Here is a 19444-nt window from a genome sequence, read left to right on the forward strand (position 1 = left end):
ATGCCCGATTTCCTACTCAACGCCTTGCTCGCCGGCCTCGCCCTGGCGCTGGTCGCCGGCCCGCTCGGCTCCTTCGTCGTCTGGCGGCGCATGGCCTATTTCGGCGACACCCTGTCCCACGCCGCGCTGTTCGGCGTCGCCCTCGGCCTGATGCTGGACGTCAACCTGACGCTGGCGGTGACTGTCGGCTGCGTGCTGCTCGCCCTGCTGCTGGTGACCTTGCAGCAGCGCCAGCCGCTGGCCTCCGACACCCTGCTTGGCATCCTGGCCCACAGCACGCTGTCGCTCGGCCTGGTCTCGCTTAGTTTCATGAAGGATGTGCGCGTCGACCTGATGGGCTATCTGTTCGGCGACCTGCTCGCCGTCGGGCCGAGCGATCTGGCCTGGATCGTTGGCGGCAGCGCCCTGGTGCTGCTGATGCTGATCCCGCTGTGGCGGCCGCTGCTGGCGATCACCGTGCACGAGGAGCTGGCCAAGGTCGAAGGCCTGCCGGTGGCGGGCATCCGCCTGGCGCTGATGCTGTTAATCGCCGTGGTGATCGCCGTGGCGATGAAGATCGTCGGCGTGCTGCTGATCACCTCGCTGCTGATCATTCCTGCCGCCGCCGCACAGCGCCATGCGCGCACGCCGGAGCAGATGGCGCTGGGCGCGAGCATCCTGGGAATCGTCGCCGTGTGCCTGGGGCTGACGCTGTCCTGGTACGAGGACACCCCGGCCGGCCCGTCCATCGTGGTCAGCGCCGCCGCACTGTTCCTGCTCAGCTTCGCCTGGCCGAAACGCGCCTGATGAGCGACCTGAAATACCTGCGCGGCTACCCCGAGCCGCTGCTGGCTCAGGTGCGTCAGCTGATCGCCGAGCAGCGTCTGGGCGACTATCTGCAGCGGCGTTACCCCGCACGGCATGAGGTGCAGAACGACAAGGCGCTGTACGGCTACGTGCAGACGCTCAAGCAGGAATACCTGAAAAGCACGCCGCCAATCGACAAGGTGCTCTACGACAATCGGCTGGACCTGACCCATCGGGCGCTGGGCCTGCATACCGCGGTGTCACGGGTGCAGGGCGGCAAGCTCAAGGCGAAAAAGGAGATCCGCGTCGCCGCGCTGTTCCGCGACGCGGCTCCGGAGTTTCTCAGGATGATCGTCGTGCACGAGCTCGCCCACCTGCGCGAGAGCGAGCACAACCGCGCCTTCTACAAGCTGTGCGAACACATGCTGCCGGGCTACGGGCAGATCGAGTTCGACCTGCGGCTGTTCCTGCATTGGCGCGAGCTGCGGGCCCAGGATGCCGAACCCGGCGGCTACGCCTGACGCCCAATGGCGCCAGGCGTGCGGTTGCATGCCGGCAGCGCTCAGATCCAGCCCAGCCAGCGCCACCAGGTTGCCGCGAACAACAACATGGTCAAATAACCGATCAGCGTCACCAGCACGCCGACCTTGGCGAACTGCCGGGCGCTGAAGGTTTCAGTGCCCAGGCAGACCATGTTCTGCGGTGCGTTGATTGGCAGGATGAAGCCGTAACTGACGACGAAACCGAGCAGCATGGTCATCCCCAGCCGGCTGAAGTCGCCCGGCAGGCTCAGCAACACCGAAATCAGGATCGGCAGCATCGCCGAGGTCAGCGCCGTGGCACTGGCAAAGCCCAGGTGGATCACGATGAGAAAGGCGCCAAGGATGGCGAAGATGCCCAGCGGCCCCACCACGCCAAGCCCGGTGTGGGCTACCACCTGCGCGCCGAGCCACTGTCCGGCCTGGGTCGTGAGCAATACCGTGCCGAGGCTGATCCCGACACCGAAGACGATCACCGTACCCCATGGCACCCGCGTCTGGACCTCCTTCCAGTTCATCACGCCGATGCGCGGCAGCATCAGGATTACCAGGCCGGCGTAGGTGGTGCTGGTGGTGTCGAAGCTGTGCAGCTTGCCCTCGGTGGCCCAGCACAGCAGCAGCCCGATGGACACGGCAAGCAGGCGCTTCTGCGCCGAGGTCATCGGCCCGAGTTCGGCGAGCGAGCGGGCCACGGCTTCCTTGCCACCGGCTATCCGCTCGGTTTCCGGCGGCAGCAGCTTGAGCACGATGAACAGCAGCACGAAGGACATCAGCACGGCCCAGGGTGCGCCGGCGATGAGCCAGTCGATCCAGCTGACTCGCTCACCTAGCAGTTTGTCCATGAAGCCCACCAGCAGCAGGTTCTGTGCCGCCGCGGTCTGGATGCCGATGTTCCAGATGCTGGTGCCCTGGGCGACGATGATCATCATGCCGGCGGCGAAATTCGAGCGTTTGTCGATGCCGAACGCGGTGATGATGCCGAGCATGATCGGCACCACGCAGGCGGCGCGCGCCGTGGCGCTGGGCACCACCAGGCTGAGCAGGACGATGACCACCAGCGTACCGCCGAGAATGTGCCGCGAACTGGTGCCGACCCTGGAGAGGGTCATCAGCGCAATGCGACGGTCGAGCCCGGTAAGCGTCATCGCCGCAGCGATGAACAGGGCGCCCGCGACCAGCGCCAATGCCGGATTGGCGAAACCGGAAAGCCCCATGCTAATCGCTTTGGAGGTGCCGTAGACCACCTCAGGGTTTTCCAGCGTAGGCGCCGTGCCGACGAGAAACGCCAGCAGCGCGGTGATCATGATCGCGCTGACCTCGTAGGACACCGCTTCGGTGATCCACACCACCACTGCAAACACAAGGATGGCCAGCACCCGCTGGCCAGCCACGGGAAGATCGGCAGGCAACGGCATCAGCAGCACGCCAATCAAGGCCAGTACGGCGACCAGTAGGCCGATGGGAATGCCGAGCAGTCCCTGACGGGCTGCATTTTGGGTATCGCTCATGGTAAGGCTCCATCCGCTGACAGATACGCTTACAGCATGGGCAAGCCAGGCAGCCGCAACCATGACCTGGGTCTATTGCAGGCCCTTGCGCCGAGTTAACCAAATAAAAAAAGCAGAACGCCGGCATGCGCCGGCGTTCTGTGGTCGATGGCTCACAGCCAGGTTCGAGCGGGCTGGCGCCTGCTCGAACCTGGCGCAAACCTCAGGCGGGGATGGCCTCCGCGGCGGTCTCGCGCGCCCAGACGCGATGCTGACCGAGTGCCTGGGCAAAGTTGCCGAACACCCCATCCACATCATCGCCTTCCAGCAGACCAGCGTCGGGCTGCAGGCCCAGGGTCGCCAGCAGCGGACGCGCGGCGCCGAGCATGACGATAGGTTTCAGGTGCTTGTAGGCCTCCAGCACGTAGTGCTTGGCCTCGCCGGATTTGGCCATGGCTGCCGCCGCATCGGCGCCGCCCGGGACGAACACGGCATCGAACATCACCGAGGGCATACCATCCATCGCGGCATCCACCGGCAGCATCTTGCCGTCCGCCGTTTTCACCGGAGCCGGTGACGGCCCGATGATCTTGGCTAGCGCGCCCTCCGAGGCCAACTTGGCCTTGAAGGCGTCGATCGCCGCACCATCGACGCCGTTGGCTACCAGGATGGTCACCTTGCGCGACTTGATATTGCCCGGCGCATGGTTCATCAGGCTTAGTGCCGGCGAACTTTGCACGCTGGAAGCCTTGGTGGTGACGGTCGGTGCGCTCGGCGCCGGCAGACCCAGGTTTTCGGCGACACGGCGGGCCAGCTCCAGGTCGATGTTGGCGAGGATTTCATTGACCTGACGCTCGCGGATGAACACCCGCTCCACCTTGCCCAGCTCAAAGGTATAGGCGCCGATGATGTGCTCCTTCTCCGGGCCGCTCATGCTGTTCCAGAACAGCGTGGCCTGGGAGAAGTGGTCGCCGAAGGACTCGCTGCGGTTGCGGATCTTGTGGCCTTCGACGCGCTCGGGATAGCTCTCGAAACCGCCGCCCTGAGCTGCCGGCGGGGTTTCTTTGGGCCAGCCGCTGTCGATCGAGTTCGGCTCGTAGTTGGCGCGGCCCTTGTGGATCGTCTGGCGATGGAAGGCGTCGCGCTGGTTGTTGTGGAACGGACACAGCGGACGGTTGATCGGGATCTCGTGGAAGTTCGGCCCACCGAGACGCAGCAGCTGGGTGTCGGTGTAGGAGAACAACCGGCCCTGCAGCAGCGGATCGTTGGTGAAGTCGATGCCCGGCACGATGTGGCCGATGTGGAAGGCGGCCTGCTCGGTTTCGGCGAAGAAGTTGTCCGGGTTGCGGTTGAGGGTCATCTTGCCGAGCTTCTGCACCGGCACCAGCTCCTCGGGGATAATCTTGGTCGGGTCGAGCAGGTCGAAATCGAACTTGTGCTCGTCGGCCTCTTCCACCACCTGCACGCCCAGCTCCCACTCGAAGTAGTCGCCCATCTCGATGGACTCCCACATGTCGCGGCGGTTGAAGTCCGGGTCCTTGCCGGCGATCTTCAGCGTTTCGTCCCAGACCAGCGAGAAGGCGCCGGCCACCGGCTTCCAGTGGAACTTGACGAAGCGGCTGATGCCCTCGGCATTGATCAGGCGGAAGGTGTGTACGCCGAAGCCTTCCATCGCCCGGTAGCTGCGCGGCAGGGCGCGGTCGGACATGGTCCAGAGCACCATGTGCGCCGATTCCGGCGTCAGCGAGACGAAGTCCCAGAAGCTGTCGTGGGCCGACTGCGCCTGCGGGATCTCGTTGTGCGGCTCAGGTTTGACTGCATGCACGAAGTCGGGAAACTTGATCGCGTCCTGAATGAAGAACACCGGCATGTTGTTGCCGACCAGGTCGAAGTTGCCCTCGTCGGTGTAGAACTTGGTGGCGAAGCCGCGCACGTCGCGCACGGTATCCGCCGAGCCGCGCGAACCCTGCACGGTGGAGAAGCGCGTGAAGACCGGGGTTTCCTTGCCTTCGGCGGAAAGGAACGAGGCCTTGGTCAACCAGCTGTGATCGGCGTAGCTCTGGAACACGCCGTGCGCCGCGGCACCGCGGGCATGCACGATGCGCTCGGGGATGCGCTCATGGTCGAAATGGGTGATCTTCTCGCGCATGATGAAATCTTCGAGCAGCGAGGGCCCACGATCGCCAGCCTTGAGAGTGTTCTGGTTGTCGGCGATCTTCACGCCCTGATTGGTGCGCAGCGCCTCGCCGGTGGCGTCGCTGCGAAACTCTTCCAGCTGATCGAGCTTGGCGTTGTGATTGGCGCGGTCGACGGTATCGGTGCCGGCCAGTTCGCTCTGTTTAGGGGTCTTGTCGGTCATGATGGGCCTCCATTTGCGGTGAGCTGAACCGCGAGCGATCGGGCCACAATCGAGGCCAGTTACACGATCTTTTCACGGCGTACCCGGTTAATGACCCCAACATCGCCTGCATGGTTGCCCAAATATTCGATTTGCTTTGACTATCACTGCCATGCACTTAGTCAATGGCAGCGGGTCAGGCAAGCGACCTCGCCGCCAAACGGGTAGAATGCCCGGCTTTCGCCGAATATCCCGGCAACGAACGCCGCACCCACAAGGTTCGCCCGTGATCGAATTCCATCAAGTCCACAAAACCTATCGGACCGGCGGCAGAGACGTCCCTGCCCTGCAGCCGACGCAGCTGGAGATCGCCGCCGGTGAAGTCTTCGGCCTGATCGGCCACTCTGGCGCCGGCAAGAGCACGCTGCTGCGTCTGATCAACCGCCTCGAGGAACCCTCCGGCGGGCGCATCCTGGTCAACGGTGAAGATGTCACCGCGCTCGATGCCGACGGTCTGCGGCGCTTTCGCCAGCGCGTCGGGATGATCTTCCAGCACTTCAACCTGCTGATGTCCAAGACCGTGGCCGACAACGTCGCCATGCCGCTGCGCCTGGCCGGCATCCGCTCGCGCAGCGAGATCGACGCCCGCGTCGCCGCCCTGCTTGACCGCGTCGGCCTCAAGGACCACGCACGCAAATATCCTGCGCAGCTCTCCGGTGGCCAGAAGCAGCGCGTCGGCATCGCTCGCGCGCTGGCCACCGAGCCGAGCATCCTGCTCTGCGACGAGGCCACCAGCGCCCTCGACCCGCAGACCACCGCATCGGTGCTGCAACTGCTGGCCGAGATCAACCGCGAGTTGAAGCTGACCATCGTGCTGATCACCCACGAGATGGACGTGATCCGCCGCGTCTGCGACCGCGTCGCGGTGATGGATGCCGGTGCCATCGTCGAACAGGGCCCGGTGACCGAGGTGTTCCTGCACCCCAAGCATCCGACCACCCAGCGCTTCGTGCTGGAAGACGAGGCGATGGACGAAAGCGAGATGCACGATGACTTCGCCCACGTGCCGGGCCGCATCCTGCGTCTGACCTTCCAGGGCGATTCCACCTACAAGCCGCTGCTGGGCACCGTCGCCCGCGAAACCGGCGTCGACTACAGCATCCTTTCCGGGCGCATCGACCGCATCAAGGACACCCCCTACGGCCAGCTCACCCTGGCGCTGATCGGCGGTGACATGACCGCGGCAATGGCGCGACTGCAGGCCGCTGATGTGCATGTGGAGGTGCTGCGCTGATGGAAGCCCTTTTCAGCTCTTTGTTGGGGAATGTGGACTGGTACGAGATCTGGCTGGCCACGCTGGACACCTTGCTGATGCTCGGCGGCTCGCTGCTGTTCACCATCCTGCTTGGCCTGCCGCTGGGCGTGCTGCTGTTTCTCAGCGGCCCGCGCCAGCTGTTCGAGAATGCCCCGCTGTATGCCGCGCTGTCGTTCGTGGTCAACGTGCTGCGCTCGCTGCCGTTCATCATCCTGCTGATCGTTATGATTCCGTTCACCGTGCTGATCACCGGCACCTCGCTGGGCGTCGCTGGGGCCATCCCGCCACTGGTGGTGGGCGCCGCTCCGTTCTTCGCCCGCCTGGTGGAAACCGCACTGCGCGAAGTGGACCGCGGCATCATCGAGGCGACCCAGGCCATGGGCGCGACGACGCGGCAGATCATATTCAGCGCATTGCTGCCGGAAGCGCGTCCGGGCATCATCGCCGCCATTACCGTCACTGCCATCACTCTGGTCTCCTACACCGCGATGGCCGGTGTGGTGGGGGCCGGCGGCCTCGGTGATCTGGCCATCCGCTTTGGCTACCAGCGTTTCCAGACCGACGTGATGGTTGTCACCGTGGTCCTGCTGCTGGTGCTGGTGCAGGTGCTGCAAAGCGTCGGCGACAGGCTGGTCACCCATTTTTCGCGCAAATGAACCATCAGCAGGCCGTTGAAAAAACGTAGGCGAGGCAGGCAAGACAAGGCAAAAACAGGCGAGGACGCGGAGTTTAGTACTCTAAATGAGCAGTCCGAGCCTGTTTTTAACGCAGTATTGCCAACGCAGCTAGTTTTTCGACGGCTTGCTAGGGCGAGCGAACTTCGCACCCTGATCTACCTACGAAGGAACCGAACGATGAAGAAACTGATTGTCGCCCTGGCCGCCGTTGCCGCATTTTCCGCGCAGGCCGAAACCTTGAACGTGGCTGCCACCGCAGTACCGCACGCCGAGCTGCTGGAGTTCGTCAAACCGCAACTGGCCGAGCAAGGCGTAACGCTGAACGTGAAAGTCTTCACCGACTACGTGCAGCCGAACATCCAGGTCGCCGAGAAGCGCCTGGACGCCAACTTCTTCCAGCATCAGCCTTACCTGGATGAATTCAACAAGGGCAAGGGCACCGATCTGGTGAGCGTAGCCGGCGTGCATATCGAGCCCTTCGGTGCTTATTCCAGCAAGCACAAGTCGCTGGATGCGCTGCCCAATGGCGCCAACGTGGTCATCCCCAACGACGCCACCAACGGCGGCCGCGCCCTGCTGCTGCTGGCCAAGGCCGGCGTGATCAGCCTCAAGGATGGCGCCGGCATCACTGCCACGCCGAAGGACATTGCCGACAACCCCAAGCGCATCAAGGTGCGTGAGCTGGAAGCCGCGACCCTGCCGCGCGTGCTGACCCAGGTCGACCTGGCGCTGATCAACACCAACTACGCGCTGGAGGCCAAGCTGAATCCCACTGAAGACGCGCTGGTGATCGAGGGCAGCGACTCGCCCTACGTGAACATTCTGGTGGCCCGTCCGGACAACAAGGACAGCGACGCCATGCAGAAACTGGCCGCCGCGCTGCACAGCGAGGAAGTGCGTCAGTTCATCCAGGAAAAATACAAGGGCGCCGTCGTTCCGGCCTTCTGACCGCGACAGCATTGCCCAGTGACAGAAAACCCCGCCTCGGCGGGGTTTTTTATATCCAGCGGGTCGCCGTCGCGAAGCTGGGCTGACCGAGCCGTGGGTGCCGTGCTTGGCGGGGCAAGCTGCAACGCCAATACCAAGCTGCGTTTCGCTCCAGATCATCATGCGAGACCGGGACAAGACCATCAGACGCGGCAGCCACCTCCTGCATCCGCTCCCACCGGCTCGTCACAACCCTGCCCACCATCAGGCCGACCTTTCAGCCAGATCGGCGCCAAGTAGCCCATGGACAGGGCAAAGGCTGTCAGCCAACCAAGCCCGGCGAGCATGTTCAGCAGGGGTACGGGAGCGCCGGGCAGCCCGGCGAGGGCACGCAGCAGCGCGGCGAGCACCAGCAGGCAGGCTGCGATCGGTACCCAGCGCCGCTGATCCAGTGCGTAACCGCTGTGAGTACGCCCCGCGATGCACAGCACGGCCAGAATCGATACGCCCATGGCCCCAAGTGTCAGCAGATGGCGCCCGGCGCTGCTGGCAAAACCGTCAGCGAGCAGCGAGACACCCAGTGCGCCATAGCCCAGCGCCATCAGCCAGTACACGCTGTAGAGCATCAGCGACCAACGCTCCAGCAGCGCGCGGCCGATGTGCCAGTCGTTGAGCAGGTTGAACATCGCGGCGGCTGCGGCCAGGGCCAGCCAGCCGTTCAGCGGCGCCGGGAGGGCCAGCCATTCGGCGAGGGTGAACAGGCTGATGCAGAAGATCGCCAGGTTGCGTCGTGGCGCGCGCGCGCGGTAGTCCTCGTCCACTTCGTGCCCGGCATCCCGGCGTGCCTGAATGGCGTCGTTGAGGATGCGCATGGAGATTCGGCTCATGGCCACCACGATCAGCACCATCATCACGCCGATGCCAGCATACAGCCAGCGCATCGGGTACTGGCCGGCGACGGCGTCGACATGAAAGCCCACAGTCACCAGCGCCAGCGCGCCGAGTCCACCGAAAAAGCCGTACTGCCGGCGTAGCGGGTCGCCCAGCAGGCGCGGGGCGAGCAGCACAACCAGGGCGATGGCGAAGGCACTGTTGAACAGCGCCGCCGGCCACGGCCCGATGACGCCGGAAAGCCAGAAGCTCAGCCGAGCCGCTAGCCACAGCAGTAGAAAGCCGAAACCTACCTGCCGACCGAATGCCGCGGTGGAGGTAAATTCCGGCACCGCAGTGAGGACGAAGCCGGCGACTGCCGCAAGGCCGAAGCCGAGCAGCATTTCGTGGGCATGCCAGACCAGCGGACCGCCCGGCACGCCTGGCAGCGGTATCCCGAAACCGAGAAACCCCAGCCAGAGTGCAACACCCACCGCAGCCAGCAGCACGGTGGCGAGAAACAGCGGGCGGAAGCTGCACAGCAGCAGCGACCAGTTGGCGAGTCGCGGCAATAAGGTTTTCAGCATCGTGAGCGTGCTCTGCTGGCGAGGGGTAAGGGTGCCGCCTCGCGAATGGCGACTTTGGCAGCGTTAGGCAAGGTCTGCGGCGCGCGGGTGGCCAGGCCGAAACTCTCTCTTACGGCCGGCAACTGCAGCAGCTCGGCGGTGTGCTGGTAGATCCAGGCATCGCTGCGCTGCACGGCTGGCAGATCCAGCTCCAGGTGGCTGACGATGCGCCCCGGCGCCGCCGCCATGACCAGGATGCGGTCGGCCAGGCGCACGGCTTCCATCAGGTCGTGGGTGATCATCAGCACGCCCATGCCGCGTGCGGCCTGCTCGGCCAGCAGCAGGGCATAAAGGTCTTCCTTGAGGCCGATATCCAGCGCGGCGAAGGGTTCGTCGAGCAGCAGCAGATCCGGCTGCAGCACGAGCGCCCGCGCCAGGGAGACGCGGCTCTGCATGCCGCCGGAAAGCTGGTGCGGAAACTTGCCGAGATCGCCCGCGGCCAGGCCCAGGCGCAGCGCGAGGGAACTGGCTTGCTGCAGGCGTTGCTGCCGCGCCATGCCGGCCGCCTTGAGCCCCAGGGCGATGTTGTCGAGCGTGGTCTTCCACGGCAGCAGCCGCGGTTGCTGGAACATGCTGGCGGGGTTGCCGAAACCGTTGTCGATGCGTCCTTGCTGTACGTCCAGCAGTCCGGCACAGAGGTGCAGCAGGGTGGTCTTGCCGCAGCCGGAGGGGCCGACTAGGGCGACCACTTCACCCGCTGCCAGGTTGAAGTCAATGCCGCTGAAGATCTCGTCGCGGCCGAAGGCGTGGGCCAGGCCGTGGATATGCAATTGCGTCATGAAGGCACCTCGCGCCAGCGCTCGACTTCGCGCTTGATCGGTTCCAGCAGCAGGTACTCCACCGCCAGCAGCAGGCCGACCACCGCGGTGATCCAGGCCATGGTCGCGCTGGTGTCCAGGTGCGAGCGTGACACCGCCAGGGCGGCGCCGACGCCATCCTGGGTGGCCAGCAGTTCGGCCATCACCACGATCTTCCAGGCCATGGCGAGCGCGGTGATCCACGCGGGGAACAGGTAGGAGACGACGTGCGGTAGATAGACATCGAGCAACAGCATCCGCCGCGGCAGACGGAATGCCAGGGCCATGTCCTTGAGCTGGTTATCCAGCGTGCGGGTGCCTTGCAGTGCGCCGACGAACACCAGCGGAAAGCTGGCGATGAACACGGTGAACACCGGAGTGCCGTCGCTGGCGCCGAACCAGAGCATCGCCAGTACCAGCCAGGCGATTGGCGGCATGCCCATGAGCACGGTGACCAGCGGCCGCGCCATCATCGAGGCGGTCATGGAGACACCGGCGGCGAGCCCGAGCACGCTGCCGACTGCCACGGACAGGGCAAAGCCGAGCAGCGCCCGGCGACTGGTGGCCAGCAGCTCCGGCCAGGCGGCACCTTCATCGATCAGCTGGAGCAGGCGGGAAAAGGTCTCCAGCGGCGCCGGCAGCACCAGCGCGCCATAGTGACTGGCCACTGCCTCCCAGGCGGCCAGCAACAGAAACAGGCTGGCCAGCGCGCCCCAGCCGCTCCACAGATAGCCGGGCAGGCTGGTCAGCCAGCTGCGCAGGAGGCTCATGGCTGATCGCTGACTGGCGAGTAGAAGTCATCGGCCGGCAGCTTGCCGCCGATCAGCGCCGGATTCTTTTGCAACAGCAGCTCGAACAGAAACTCCACTTCCGCCCGCGCCTCGGCGGCGGGCACGGCCTCCATCTGCGCCACGGCCAACGAATCGCTCACCGCTTCGGCGCTGAGCATCGGCAGATGCCTGGCGACCAGCTGGCCGCAGCGCTCGGCGTTGGCGCCGCACCATTGCAGCGAGTCGGCGTAGGCCTGGGCGATTCGCGCGGCGATTTGCGGCTGGTCTTTCACGCTGGCCATCAGCGCGATGCCAGCCTGCGGGATGCGTGCTTCGCGTTGCAACAGACGGCCCCATTCCTGTTGCAGGTCGACGCTGCGATACAGATCCGGCGCGACCAGTCCCAGCGGCCCTTCGCTGGCCTTGCGCAGGGCCATGGAGATGGCCGGCTCGGCGAGCAGGGCGTGGTCGGTACGGCGCATCAGCAATAGCTGCATGGCGTCGATGGGCGTGGCGACGTAGCGCAAACGCAGGTCCTTGCGCACATCGATGCCGGCACGCTCGGCCAGCAGGCCGAAGAGGATGTCCGGCATGTCGCCGCGGAACGGCATGGCGATTTCCTTGCCGCGCAGGTCGTCGAGGGTGCTCAGGCCCTGTTCGCGGGACACCAGCCAGAGCAGACCCCAGGTCGAAACGTTGAGCATGCGCAGCTTGGCGCCGCGGTTATAGAGGTTGGCCGCGACGTTGACCGGCATGGCCAGCACGTCCGCCTGCTGGTTCAGCGCCAGCAGGCGCAGTTGGTCGGGGTCGCGCCAGCTAACGAATTCCACCTTGTCCGCCAGGTCGTCCAGTGCTCCGGATTCGACCATGTGGATCAGCGGATTCGATACCGACGAAGAAGGGCCGGCCAGGACCAGGCGCGGCAGCTTGTCCGCCAGTGCCGGTGTACCGGCAGCCAGCAGGACGACCATCAGCAGATGGCGGAGCATCAGAAGCTCCCGCTCAGCGCGACGGTGATGCCGCGCCCGGGTGCTTGCAGCTCGTTGCCGCTGATGCCGTCAGCCAGATGCTCGTGGTAGGCCTTGTCGAACAGGTTGCTCAGGCGCGCATCGAGGTTGGCGGTCTGCAGCACGCCGATCCTGCCGAAGCCCCAGCCGAGGCTGGCATCGGCGGTAACGAAGCCTGCGGTACGGTCCTCGCCGCCGCGGGTGAACTCGGTCGCTACAGGATCCTGCTCGGCGACGGCACGCAGCTGCGCATGCCAGTAGAGGCCGCGCTCGGCTGGCTGGCCGATGCCCAGGGTCAACTCGTGGGCTGGCATCTGGTGCAGTGGTTCGTCGTCCTGTTTGTTCTCGCCGCGCAGCCAGGTGAAGCTGCCGTCCACCACGAACGCGCCGACGCCCTTGCTGGCGCTGCCTTCAAGGCCGTAGATCACCACTTTGTCGAGGTTCTCGGTGCGCTTGATCGGCAGCCCGTTCGGGGCGTTGGTGCCGGTCACACGACCGGCGATGTAATCGTCGATGCGGGTGTGGAAGGCCGCCAGCTGATAGGTGAAATCGCCATCGTTACCCTTGAGGCCGAGCTCGAAACTAGTGGAGCGCTCCGGGTCCAGCTGCGGGTTGCCGACGTGGAAGTAGCCGTCGCCGCGCGGCGCATCGTCGTAGCGCTCGCGCATGTCGGCGGCGCGGTAGGCCTGGCCGACGTTGGCGTAGAGGTTCAGGGTGTCAGTCAGCGGATGCAGCGCGCCCAGCGACCACGACAGGTTGTGGTCGGTGCTGTCCAGGCCGCTGGTTCTAAACGACGGGCCGTTGCCTTTGGCTCGGGCGTCGGCGCTGATGCGGTCGTAGCGGGCGCCGGCCGTCAGGCGTGTCTGGCCGAGGTCGAATTCATCCTGCACGAACAGTCCGTAGGACTCGATCTCGGCATCCTTGAAGGGGTCGTTGCGCTGGTTGTTGTTGAAGGTCGGCGGGCCATCCACGTAGCGCTCCGGATCGCCGGTCATCTTCCAACCGTCGACGCCCACCGTCAGCAGGTGATCGGCGACCGGCACGACCCAGCTCGAGCGCAGCCCGTGGGTGATGAAGCTGACGTTATTGCGTACGTAGTCGCGATCGAGCCGTTCGGAGTAGGCACGTATCTCCCGGTAGACCTCCTGACGATAGAGTTCGGTGGTCAGGGTGCCTTCCCCGAGGCCGTTTTCCAGGCCGATCTGGAATAGCTCGCGCTGCTGTTCCGGCGAATGGATGGTCGCGGTGCCGAGTGGTACCGGGATGCCGGCACCGCCCGGCTGGCCACCGGTACGCGCCGAGCCCGGGTACCAGACGTCGCGGTCGGTGTGGCGCTGGACGTTCAGGTTGACGCTGACATCCTCGGCCAGGCGCTGCTTGTACTTGAGCAGCAGGGTATCGGAGCTGTAGCCGGTGTTCTCTTCGGTACCGTTGGGGCTCTTGTAGTCGTTGACCTTGCGCCCGGCAACGCCCAGCACCAGCGCATGATCGCTGCTGGAGTCGCGCAGCAGCGTGGCGCCAGTGAAGCCCTTGTCGACGCTGCTGGCGCTGGTGGAGAAACGTCCGCTGCGCTCGTCCTGCTCGGTGAAGCGTGCCTGCGGCGTGATCAGGTTGACCACCCCGCCCATGGCCCCACTGCCGTACAGCACCGAGCCCGGCCCCTTGACCACCTCGGCGCGTTCCAGCAGGCCGAGATCGAGCATGGAGGCCAGCGAGCCCTGCGGCTGGCCGGAGTTGACCCGTACGCCGTCGACCATCAGCACCACGCTTTCCTTCTTCATACCGCGTAGCACCGGGTTCTGGCCCCAAGCGCCGTCGCTGTGCACGGCCAGGCCCGGCTTTCCGCGGAACAGGCTGCCGGCCGGTGCTGCCGTTTCAGTTGGCTGTGCTTGCAGGACCTCGATGGCTTGCGGAATGTCCTGCGTCGCGGCCTCGTAGCCCTTGGCGGTGACGACCGTTTCCTGCAACTCCAGGGGGCGGCGAGTACGGAAGAGGTGCTGACGGCCAGGCAGGCCAGGGCTAGCGGGTGAAGGCGGAGAATCATCGAGCGGCTCCCAGGTGGTTCGTCGGCTGCGAAACCGACTGGATGGGAGCGATTCTCGTTTAGTTGATAATAATTATCATTTGATCGGGATCAAGTTTGCCGCTCGCCGCCTTATTGTTGCCAGTCGCAAAAGCAGGCCACGGCCAGCGAATGCGTAGCGCGCACCTTACGGCCGGCGAGTACCGCGTCGAGGATTGGCTCGACGAAGCTGTTGTCCGAGCTGCACACAGCGCCCTCGCTGTAAGGCCCGATATAGACAAGCTCGCCGCTCTGGTCCCAGATGCCCACAGCAGGACTGGCCGGCAGTTGATCGGAGCCGGGCAGGGCGCCGAGGGATTTGAGCGATAACAGCGGCTGCGGCAGGCGGCCCTTGCTGCCCGGCTTGCGTACTTCGTAGAAGTCGACGGGTTGCCCGGCGAAGCGCTTCAACAACTCCTCCAGGTGCTGTTGGTTACCGACATTGCAGGGGCAGCTTGGGTCCCAGAAATGCACGAAGCGCACCGGCCCCGGGCCCTGTAGTTCGGCGGGCAGGCGCAGTGCGTCGCCGGAGAACAGCTCGGCACGTTCGCCATCGAAGGTGCGCAGATAGCGCGCCTCGAACCACCAGAACGCAGCCAGCATGGCGCCGCCCCAGAGCAGGGCGATCAGTGCAGCGATCAGGTATTTGCGACGAGCACTCATGGCTGGCTCCGATGTGGGTGCGCAAGCTTGCCATGGCGCGGCGCAGAGCTGAATATCCCGAGTCCTTGCCAACCGAAGAAAGTCCATGCCCGCGCGTATCCAGCCCGATCGCCTGCGTAACAGCCTGCCCGCCCTGCGCGAAGCAGCTGACGCATCCGCCGAAACGTTGCACTACCAGGCCTATTACGGCCTGGACATGCCGCATCGGGGCAATGTGCAGCGGCGACTCGGGCGTTTTCGCGTGCATGACTACGATGTGGTTGCCCAGGCCTGGTGGCCAGAGCAGCCCCACGCCAGCCTGCTGATCCTGCATGGCTACTACGATCACATGGGCTTGTACCGGCATGTGGTTGACTGGGGGTTGGAGATGGGTTTCGCCGTGCTCGCCTGCGACCTGCCGGGCCACGGGCTGTCCAGCGGCCCGCGCGCCAGTATCAACGAATTCGACGAATATCAGGCCGTGCTGACCGGGTTGTTCGAGCAGGCGCGCCAGCTGGATCTGCCGCGGCCGTGGCATCTGCTTGGCCAGAGCACTGGTGGTGCCATCGCGCTGGATCACCTGCTGCACCAGGCCGACAATCCGGACCTGGGCCGCACCATTCTGCTCGCTCCGCTGGTTCGACCGCGCGCATGGTTGCGCTCGCGTGTCAGCTACGAACTGTTGCGGCGTTTCGTGCAGCAGATCCCGCGGACGTTCAGCGAGAACTCCAGTGATCCCGCTTTCCTCGAGTTCGTTCAGAGCCGGGATCCGCTGCAGCCGGACATCCTGCCCACGGCCTGGGTCGGTGCGCTGTCACGCTGGATCCCACGTATCGAGGGAGCGGCTGACAGTGCGCACTCGCCGTTGATCATTCAAGGTGAGGCAGACATGACGGTGGACTGGCAGTACAACCTGCCGATCCTCGAGCGCAAGTTCGCCGGCGCGGAGGTTCTGCGTCTGCCCGGTGCTCGCCACCATCTGGTGAACGAGCGTGAAGAGTTGCGCCAGGCGTATTTCGACTTTCTGCGCGAGCGCCTGAACTAGCGCCGCGCACGTCGCCAATCAGATGCCTTGCTGCGGTTCCAGCTCGGTTCCGCTCATACCCACCGCAAGTCCCGCGCGCAACGCTTTCAGCGCAGCCTGGTAGTAGGCTTGGCCCTCGTCCGATTGGGCGAATGCCACGTATTCTTCCAATTCTGCATCGGACAAATCGCGGTAGACGTAGAGCAGGGTGTTATCGAGCTCGGCCTCGGCCTGCTCGATCAAGCGCTGGCGTTGGCTGCTCAGCAGACCTTGCGCCTGATTGCCGCCGAGCAAGCCTGGAATCATCTGGCTGAGGCTGTCGGCGGCGACACCGGCCAGCGCCAGACTGACCTCGGCACCCGCTTCGCTGGCTGGAATGGCCGTCGCCAGGTGTCGGATCAGCAGTTGTCGATTGCTTCCTGCCTCCATCCGCGGCAGGCCATTGGCATGCTGTGCCAGTTGCTCCCGACGTGCGGCGAGCACTTCAGCGGAAACGATCTTGCGGCCCAGCGGGCTCTGGAAGAACTCCAGCGCTGGTTGCGGCTCGGCCAGGTTTTCGCGCAACGCCCGTTGTGCGCGTTGGTCGATTGCATGGGAGGCGAAGCGGCGATTGCTGTTGGTCACCAGGGCCTGGAATACCGCTGGGGGCAGGGTGTCCTTGTAGCGCTGTTGGGCTGCGGTCAGCGCATCGGCGAAATTGGCTCGCTGTTCGGTCCAGCCGGCGGTTTCGTAGAGTTCGTTGTAGGTGTCGGCGAAGCTGGTGAAGCTCAATGTCAGCAGTACACAGGCTAAGAGGGTGCGCATGGAAGCTCCTGTCTGGCGGGCGGTTCATTTTCCGTGCCCCGGCGCATGCTTGTCGAGGCGTACAAGTGCTGCAGACATCTGGCGCAGCGACGGTGCTTGTGGCGGAGTCTCAACAGACCCTAGACTCCTGCGGTATCCCTTCGGAGTCACTTCCTTGCAGTTCTCTTCGATCATCGACGACCTGGCCGAGCGCGGCTGGTCGCTAAAGAGTTCTTTCCTTCCCAGTGATGTGACCCACAAGCTGGCCGACGAGTGCCGCAAGCGTGAGGCCGAAGGGGCGCTGGCGCCTGCGGGAGTTGGCCGTGGCGAAGCGCAGGCAGTGCGCGAGGGCATTCGCAGCGATCATATTCAGTGGCTGGAGCCGGGCCAGGCTGTGGTGTGCGATCACTACCTCACGGTGATGGATGAGCTGCGTCAGACGCTCAATCGCGAGCTGTTCCTCGGTCTGGAGGAGTTCGAGTGCCATTTTGCCTTCTATCCGCCTGGCGCCTTCTACCAGACGCATCTGGACCGTTTTCGCGATGACGACAGTCGTGCGGTCACTGCAGTGCTGTACCTGAATCCGGACTGGCAGCCCAGCCACGCCGGTGAGCTGCGCATGCACTTCCCCGACGGCAGGCAGATGGATGTGCCGCCGCTGGCCGGCAACCTGGTGGTCTTCCTCTCCGGTGAATTCCCCCATGAGGTGCTGGTCACCCAGGCCGATCGTCTGTCGTTGACCGGCTGGTTCCGGCGGCGCCCGGCGGATGTGCTGGCGATCTGACGAACCTTTCTCCAGCCGAAAAAAAGCCCGGCATACGCCGGGCTAAAGGGAAGTAAGCGTTGTGGGTTACATGCCCAGCCAGTTCGGCAGTGCCAAGGAAATCGATGGCACGTAGGTGATGACCACCAGGAAGCTCAGCATCAGCGCCAGCCACGGCATCACCGCGCGGATGACCTGGGTAACCGGCATACCCGTCACCGCCGAGGCGACGAACAGGTTTAGCCCCACGGGTGGTGTTATCAATCCGATCTCCATGTTCACCACCATGATGATGCCCAAGTGAATCGGATCGATGCCCAGCTGAATGGCGATCGGGAACAGAATCGGCGCCAGGATCAGGATGATTGCCGACGGCTCCATGAAAGCACCGGCCACTAGCAGGACGATATTCACCACCAGCAAGAACATCCAGGGTTGCAGGCCTGCTTCGATCACCCAAGCGGTGATTGCCTGCGGAATCTGCTCGGTGGTCAGCACGTGGGCGAAGAGCATGGCGTTGGCGATGATGAACATCAGCATGATGCTCAGCTTGCCCGACTCCAGAATCACCTTCGGGCATTCGCGCAGCGTCATGTCTTTATAGACGAACAGCGCGATGAATGCCGAGTACACCGCCGCCACGGCTGCAGCCTCGGTGGGTGTGAACATGCCGGAGTAGATGCCGCCGAGGATGATCACCATCAGCAGGAGGCCCCAGAGCGCCTTGCGTGCAGCCGAGAGCCACTCGCGGAAAGATGCGCGCGGCAGGGCCGGGAGGTTCTTTTTCACCGCGATAATGTAGATCGCCACCATCAGTGCCAGGCCGAGCAGAACGCCCGGTATCACGCCGGCCATGAACAGCTTGCCCACGGACTGCTCGGTAGCAGCGGCGTAGACCACCATCACCACCGATGGTGGGATGAGGATACCCAGGGTGCCGGCGTTACAGACGATGCCGGCGCCAAAAGCCTGCGGGTAGCCGGAGCGCACCATGCCCGCAATGGCAATGGAACCGACTGCGGCCACGGTTGCCGGTGACGAACCGGACAACGCGGCGAACAGCATGCACGCCAGTACTGCGCCGATTGCCAGGCCGCCACGAATGTGGCCGACGCAGGCGTTGGCGAAATCGATCAGGCGACGGGCTACGCCGCCCGTCGTCATGAATGAGCCAGCCAGCAGGAAGAACGGGATCGCCAGCAGCGTGTAGTGTTCGGAGGTCTCGAACAGCTTGATCGCCAGCGAGCGCACCGAATCCTGGCTGAAGATCATGATCGTCAGCGAACCGGCCAGGCCCAGGGAAACGGCCACCGGCACACCGATGAACATCAGTGCGAAGAGGGCGACGAACAGGAACAGAATGGTCATTACTTGGGCTCCTCTTCGCCGAGCTTGATGGCATCGGCCGCTTCATCGGCGAGGCCGAGGCCGGTCTGCTCGTTGCGCAGGATACGCACGAAGATCTCGGCGAAACGGATGAACACCATGGCGAAGCCAAACGGGACGATCATGCCTATGTGCCATTGCTTGATGCCGACATGACCGAGGTCTTCCGCACCGATGTTGGCGATGAACAGTGCCTGGATCCATTCGAAGCTGGCGACGGTCAGCAGGCCCGCGTAACCCAGGCAGAACAGGCAGGCAACGATGCCGATGACGCGCTGAATGTGGCGCGGCGCCAGCTTGACTAGGGCGTCGACACCGATGTGGCCAGCGGTGCGCACGCCGTAGGCAAGGCCGGAAAAGATCAGCCAGGCGAACAGTGCTTTGGTCAGCGCGGTACTCCAGGTCATGGCCTGAGCCAGGCCGATGATGAAGTCGCCGATGCCGAACCAGAAGTCGGCGCTTCCTTCGAACCGGTCGCCCAGATCGTAGAAGAGCGTGTAGAGATTGTTGAGGATCACGTAGACGAAGGTCACCAATGTCATGGCGGCCAGCAGAAAGGCGATAAAACCTTCCTCGAAGCGATCCCAGACGCGCCAGAGGGCGTTCATGGATGACATCTCCCGATGGACTGCTGTTGTGCGAAGG

At 64.5% G+C, this 19444-nt stretch carries 17 protein-coding genes and 1 pseudogene; 7 read left to right on the forward strand and 11 right to left on the reverse strand.

Annotated features, from left to right (window positions below):
- Together znuB and AAEZ08_RS07565 are read left to right on the forward strand one after the other, a co-directional pair.
- Complete coding sequence (znuB, locus tag AAEZ08_RS07560) at positions 1–786, forward strand: zinc ABC transporter permease subunit ZnuB (protein ID WP_042926635.1); 786 nt, start codon at positions 1–3, stop codon at positions 784–786.
- Positions 786–1307, forward strand: a complete 522-nt coding sequence (locus tag AAEZ08_RS07565; protein WP_003282407.1) for a YgjP-like metallopeptidase domain-containing protein — start codon at positions 786–788, stop codon at positions 1305–1307. Before znuB ends, AAEZ08_RS07565 begins: the two co-directional genes overlap by 1 nt.
- A gap of 41 nt (positions 1308–1348) precedes the next feature.
- On the opposite strand, the gene AAEZ08_RS07570 is transcribed toward AAEZ08_RS07565, so the two are convergent.
- Together AAEZ08_RS07570 and katE are read right to left on the reverse strand one after the other, a co-directional pair.
- Positions 1349–2833, reverse strand: coding sequence for a DASS family sodium-coupled anion symporter (locus tag AAEZ08_RS07570; RefSeq protein WP_003282408.1), 1485 nt, complete (start codon positions 2831–2833; stop codon positions 1349–1351).
- A gap of 202 nt (positions 2834–3035) precedes the next feature.
- A complete protein-coding gene (gene katE / locus AAEZ08_RS07575; protein ID WP_500124096.1) occupies positions 3036–5210 on the reverse strand; it encodes a catalase HPII in 2175 nt (724 codons plus the stop codon).
- Between the two features lie 226 nt (positions 5211–5436).
- Between katE and AAEZ08_RS07580 the strand changes: the two genes are divergently transcribed.
- The 3 genes from AAEZ08_RS07580 to AAEZ08_RS07590 all read left to right on the forward strand — a co-directional run bounded on the left by AAEZ08_RS07580 (position 5437) and on the right by AAEZ08_RS07590 (position 8090).
- Entirely contained in the window at positions 5437–6444 is a 1008-nt protein-coding gene (locus tag AAEZ08_RS07580; protein WP_003282411.1) for a methionine ABC transporter ATP-binding protein, read from the forward strand.
- Positions 6444–7121, forward strand: a complete 678-nt coding sequence (locus AAEZ08_RS07585; RefSeq protein ID WP_003282413.1) for a methionine ABC transporter permease — start codon at positions 6444–6446, stop codon at positions 7119–7121. The genes AAEZ08_RS07580 and AAEZ08_RS07585 overlap by 1 nt, the downstream gene beginning before the upstream one ends.
- A gap of 198 nt (positions 7122–7319) precedes the next feature.
- The gene (locus AAEZ08_RS07590) at positions 7320–8090 is read left to right on the forward strand and encodes a MetQ/NlpA family ABC transporter substrate-binding protein (protein ID WP_003282415.1); all 771 of its coding nucleotides are present in this window, start codon (positions 7320–7322) and stop codon (positions 8088–8090) included.
- A 182-nt stretch (positions 8091–8272) separates the two neighbouring features.
- On the opposite strand, the gene AAEZ08_RS07595 is transcribed toward AAEZ08_RS07590, so the two are convergent.
- The 6 genes and pseudogenes from AAEZ08_RS07595 to AAEZ08_RS07620 form a co-directional block, all read right to left on the reverse strand.
- On the reverse strand, positions 8273–9526 hold the full coding sequence (locus tag AAEZ08_RS07595; RefSeq protein ID WP_003282417.1) for an NnrS family protein: 1254 nt from the start codon (positions 9524–9526) through the stop codon (positions 8273–8275).
- Positions 9520–10344 carry an ABC transporter ATP-binding protein gene (locus AAEZ08_RS07600; RefSeq protein ID WP_102821290.1) on the reverse strand — a complete coding sequence of 275 codons (825 nt, stop codon included), beginning with the start codon at positions 10342–10344 and terminating at the stop codon, positions 9520–9522. Before AAEZ08_RS07600 ends, AAEZ08_RS07595 begins: the two co-directional genes overlap by 7 nt.
- Positions 10341–11132 carry an ABC transporter permease gene (locus AAEZ08_RS07605; protein ID WP_019340816.1) on the reverse strand — a complete coding sequence of 264 codons (792 nt, stop codon included), beginning with the start codon at positions 11130–11132 and terminating at the stop codon, positions 10341–10343. Before AAEZ08_RS07605 ends, AAEZ08_RS07600 begins: the two co-directional genes overlap by 4 nt.
- Positions 11129–12121 carry an ABC transporter substrate-binding protein gene (locus AAEZ08_RS07610; protein WP_500124006.1) on the reverse strand — a complete coding sequence of 331 codons (993 nt, stop codon included), beginning with the start codon at positions 12119–12121 and terminating at the stop codon, positions 11129–11131. The genes AAEZ08_RS07605 and AAEZ08_RS07610 overlap by 4 nt, the downstream gene beginning before the upstream one ends.
- Positions 12121–14183, reverse strand: a pseudogene (locus tag AAEZ08_RS07615) (TonB-dependent receptor plug domain-containing protein). Before AAEZ08_RS07615 ends, AAEZ08_RS07610 begins: the two are co-directional and overlap by 1 nt.
- 111 nt (positions 14184–14294) lie before the next feature.
- A complete protein-coding gene (locus AAEZ08_RS07620; protein ID WP_003282425.1) occupies positions 14295–14864 on the reverse strand; it encodes a DUF6436 domain-containing protein in 570 nt (189 codons plus the stop codon).
- An 85-nt stretch (positions 14865–14949) separates the two neighbouring features.
- Between AAEZ08_RS07620 and bipL the strand changes: the two genes are divergently transcribed.
- Entirely contained in the window at positions 14950–15888 is a 939-nt protein-coding gene (bipL, locus tag AAEZ08_RS07625) for a phospholipase BipL (protein WP_500124007.1), read from the forward strand.
- An 18-nt stretch (positions 15889–15906) separates the two neighbouring features.
- On the opposite strand, the gene AAEZ08_RS07630 is transcribed toward bipL, so the two are convergent.
- On the reverse strand, positions 15907–16671 hold the full coding sequence (locus AAEZ08_RS07630; protein WP_003282428.1) for a DUF2059 domain-containing protein: 765 nt from the start codon (positions 16669–16671) through the stop codon (positions 15907–15909).
- Positions 16672–16825: 154 nt separating this feature from the next.
- Between AAEZ08_RS07630 and AAEZ08_RS07635 the strand changes: the two genes are divergently transcribed.
- Positions 16826–17434 (forward strand): 2OG-Fe(II) oxygenase, encoded by a 609-nt coding sequence (locus tag AAEZ08_RS07635; RefSeq protein ID WP_058063291.1) that lies wholly within the window; start codon positions 16826–16828, stop codon positions 17432–17434.
- 66 nt (positions 17435–17500) lie between these two features.
- Here AAEZ08_RS07635 and dctM read toward each other — a convergent pair whose 3' ends face one another.
- Positions 17501–18781: a C4-dicarboxylate TRAP transporter large permease protein DctM gene (gene dctM / locus AAEZ08_RS07640; RefSeq protein WP_003282430.1), complete on the reverse strand. Its 1281-nt coding sequence runs from the start codon at positions 18779–18781 to the stop codon at positions 17501–17503.
- On the reverse strand, positions 18781–19407 hold the full coding sequence (locus AAEZ08_RS07645) for a TRAP transporter small permease (RefSeq protein WP_103457624.1): 627 nt from the start codon (positions 19405–19407) through the stop codon (positions 18781–18783). The genes dctM and AAEZ08_RS07645 overlap by 1 nt, the downstream gene beginning before the upstream one ends.
- Positions 19408–19444 lie beyond the last annotated feature (37 nt).

It is taken from the genome of Pseudomonas sp. E45-MNA-CIBAN-0222 (genome assembly GCF_040310405.1).
In the GTDB taxonomy this organism is placed as follows: domain Bacteria; phylum Pseudomonadota; class Gammaproteobacteria; order Pseudomonadales; family Pseudomonadaceae; genus Stutzerimonas; species Stutzerimonas stutzeri_AC.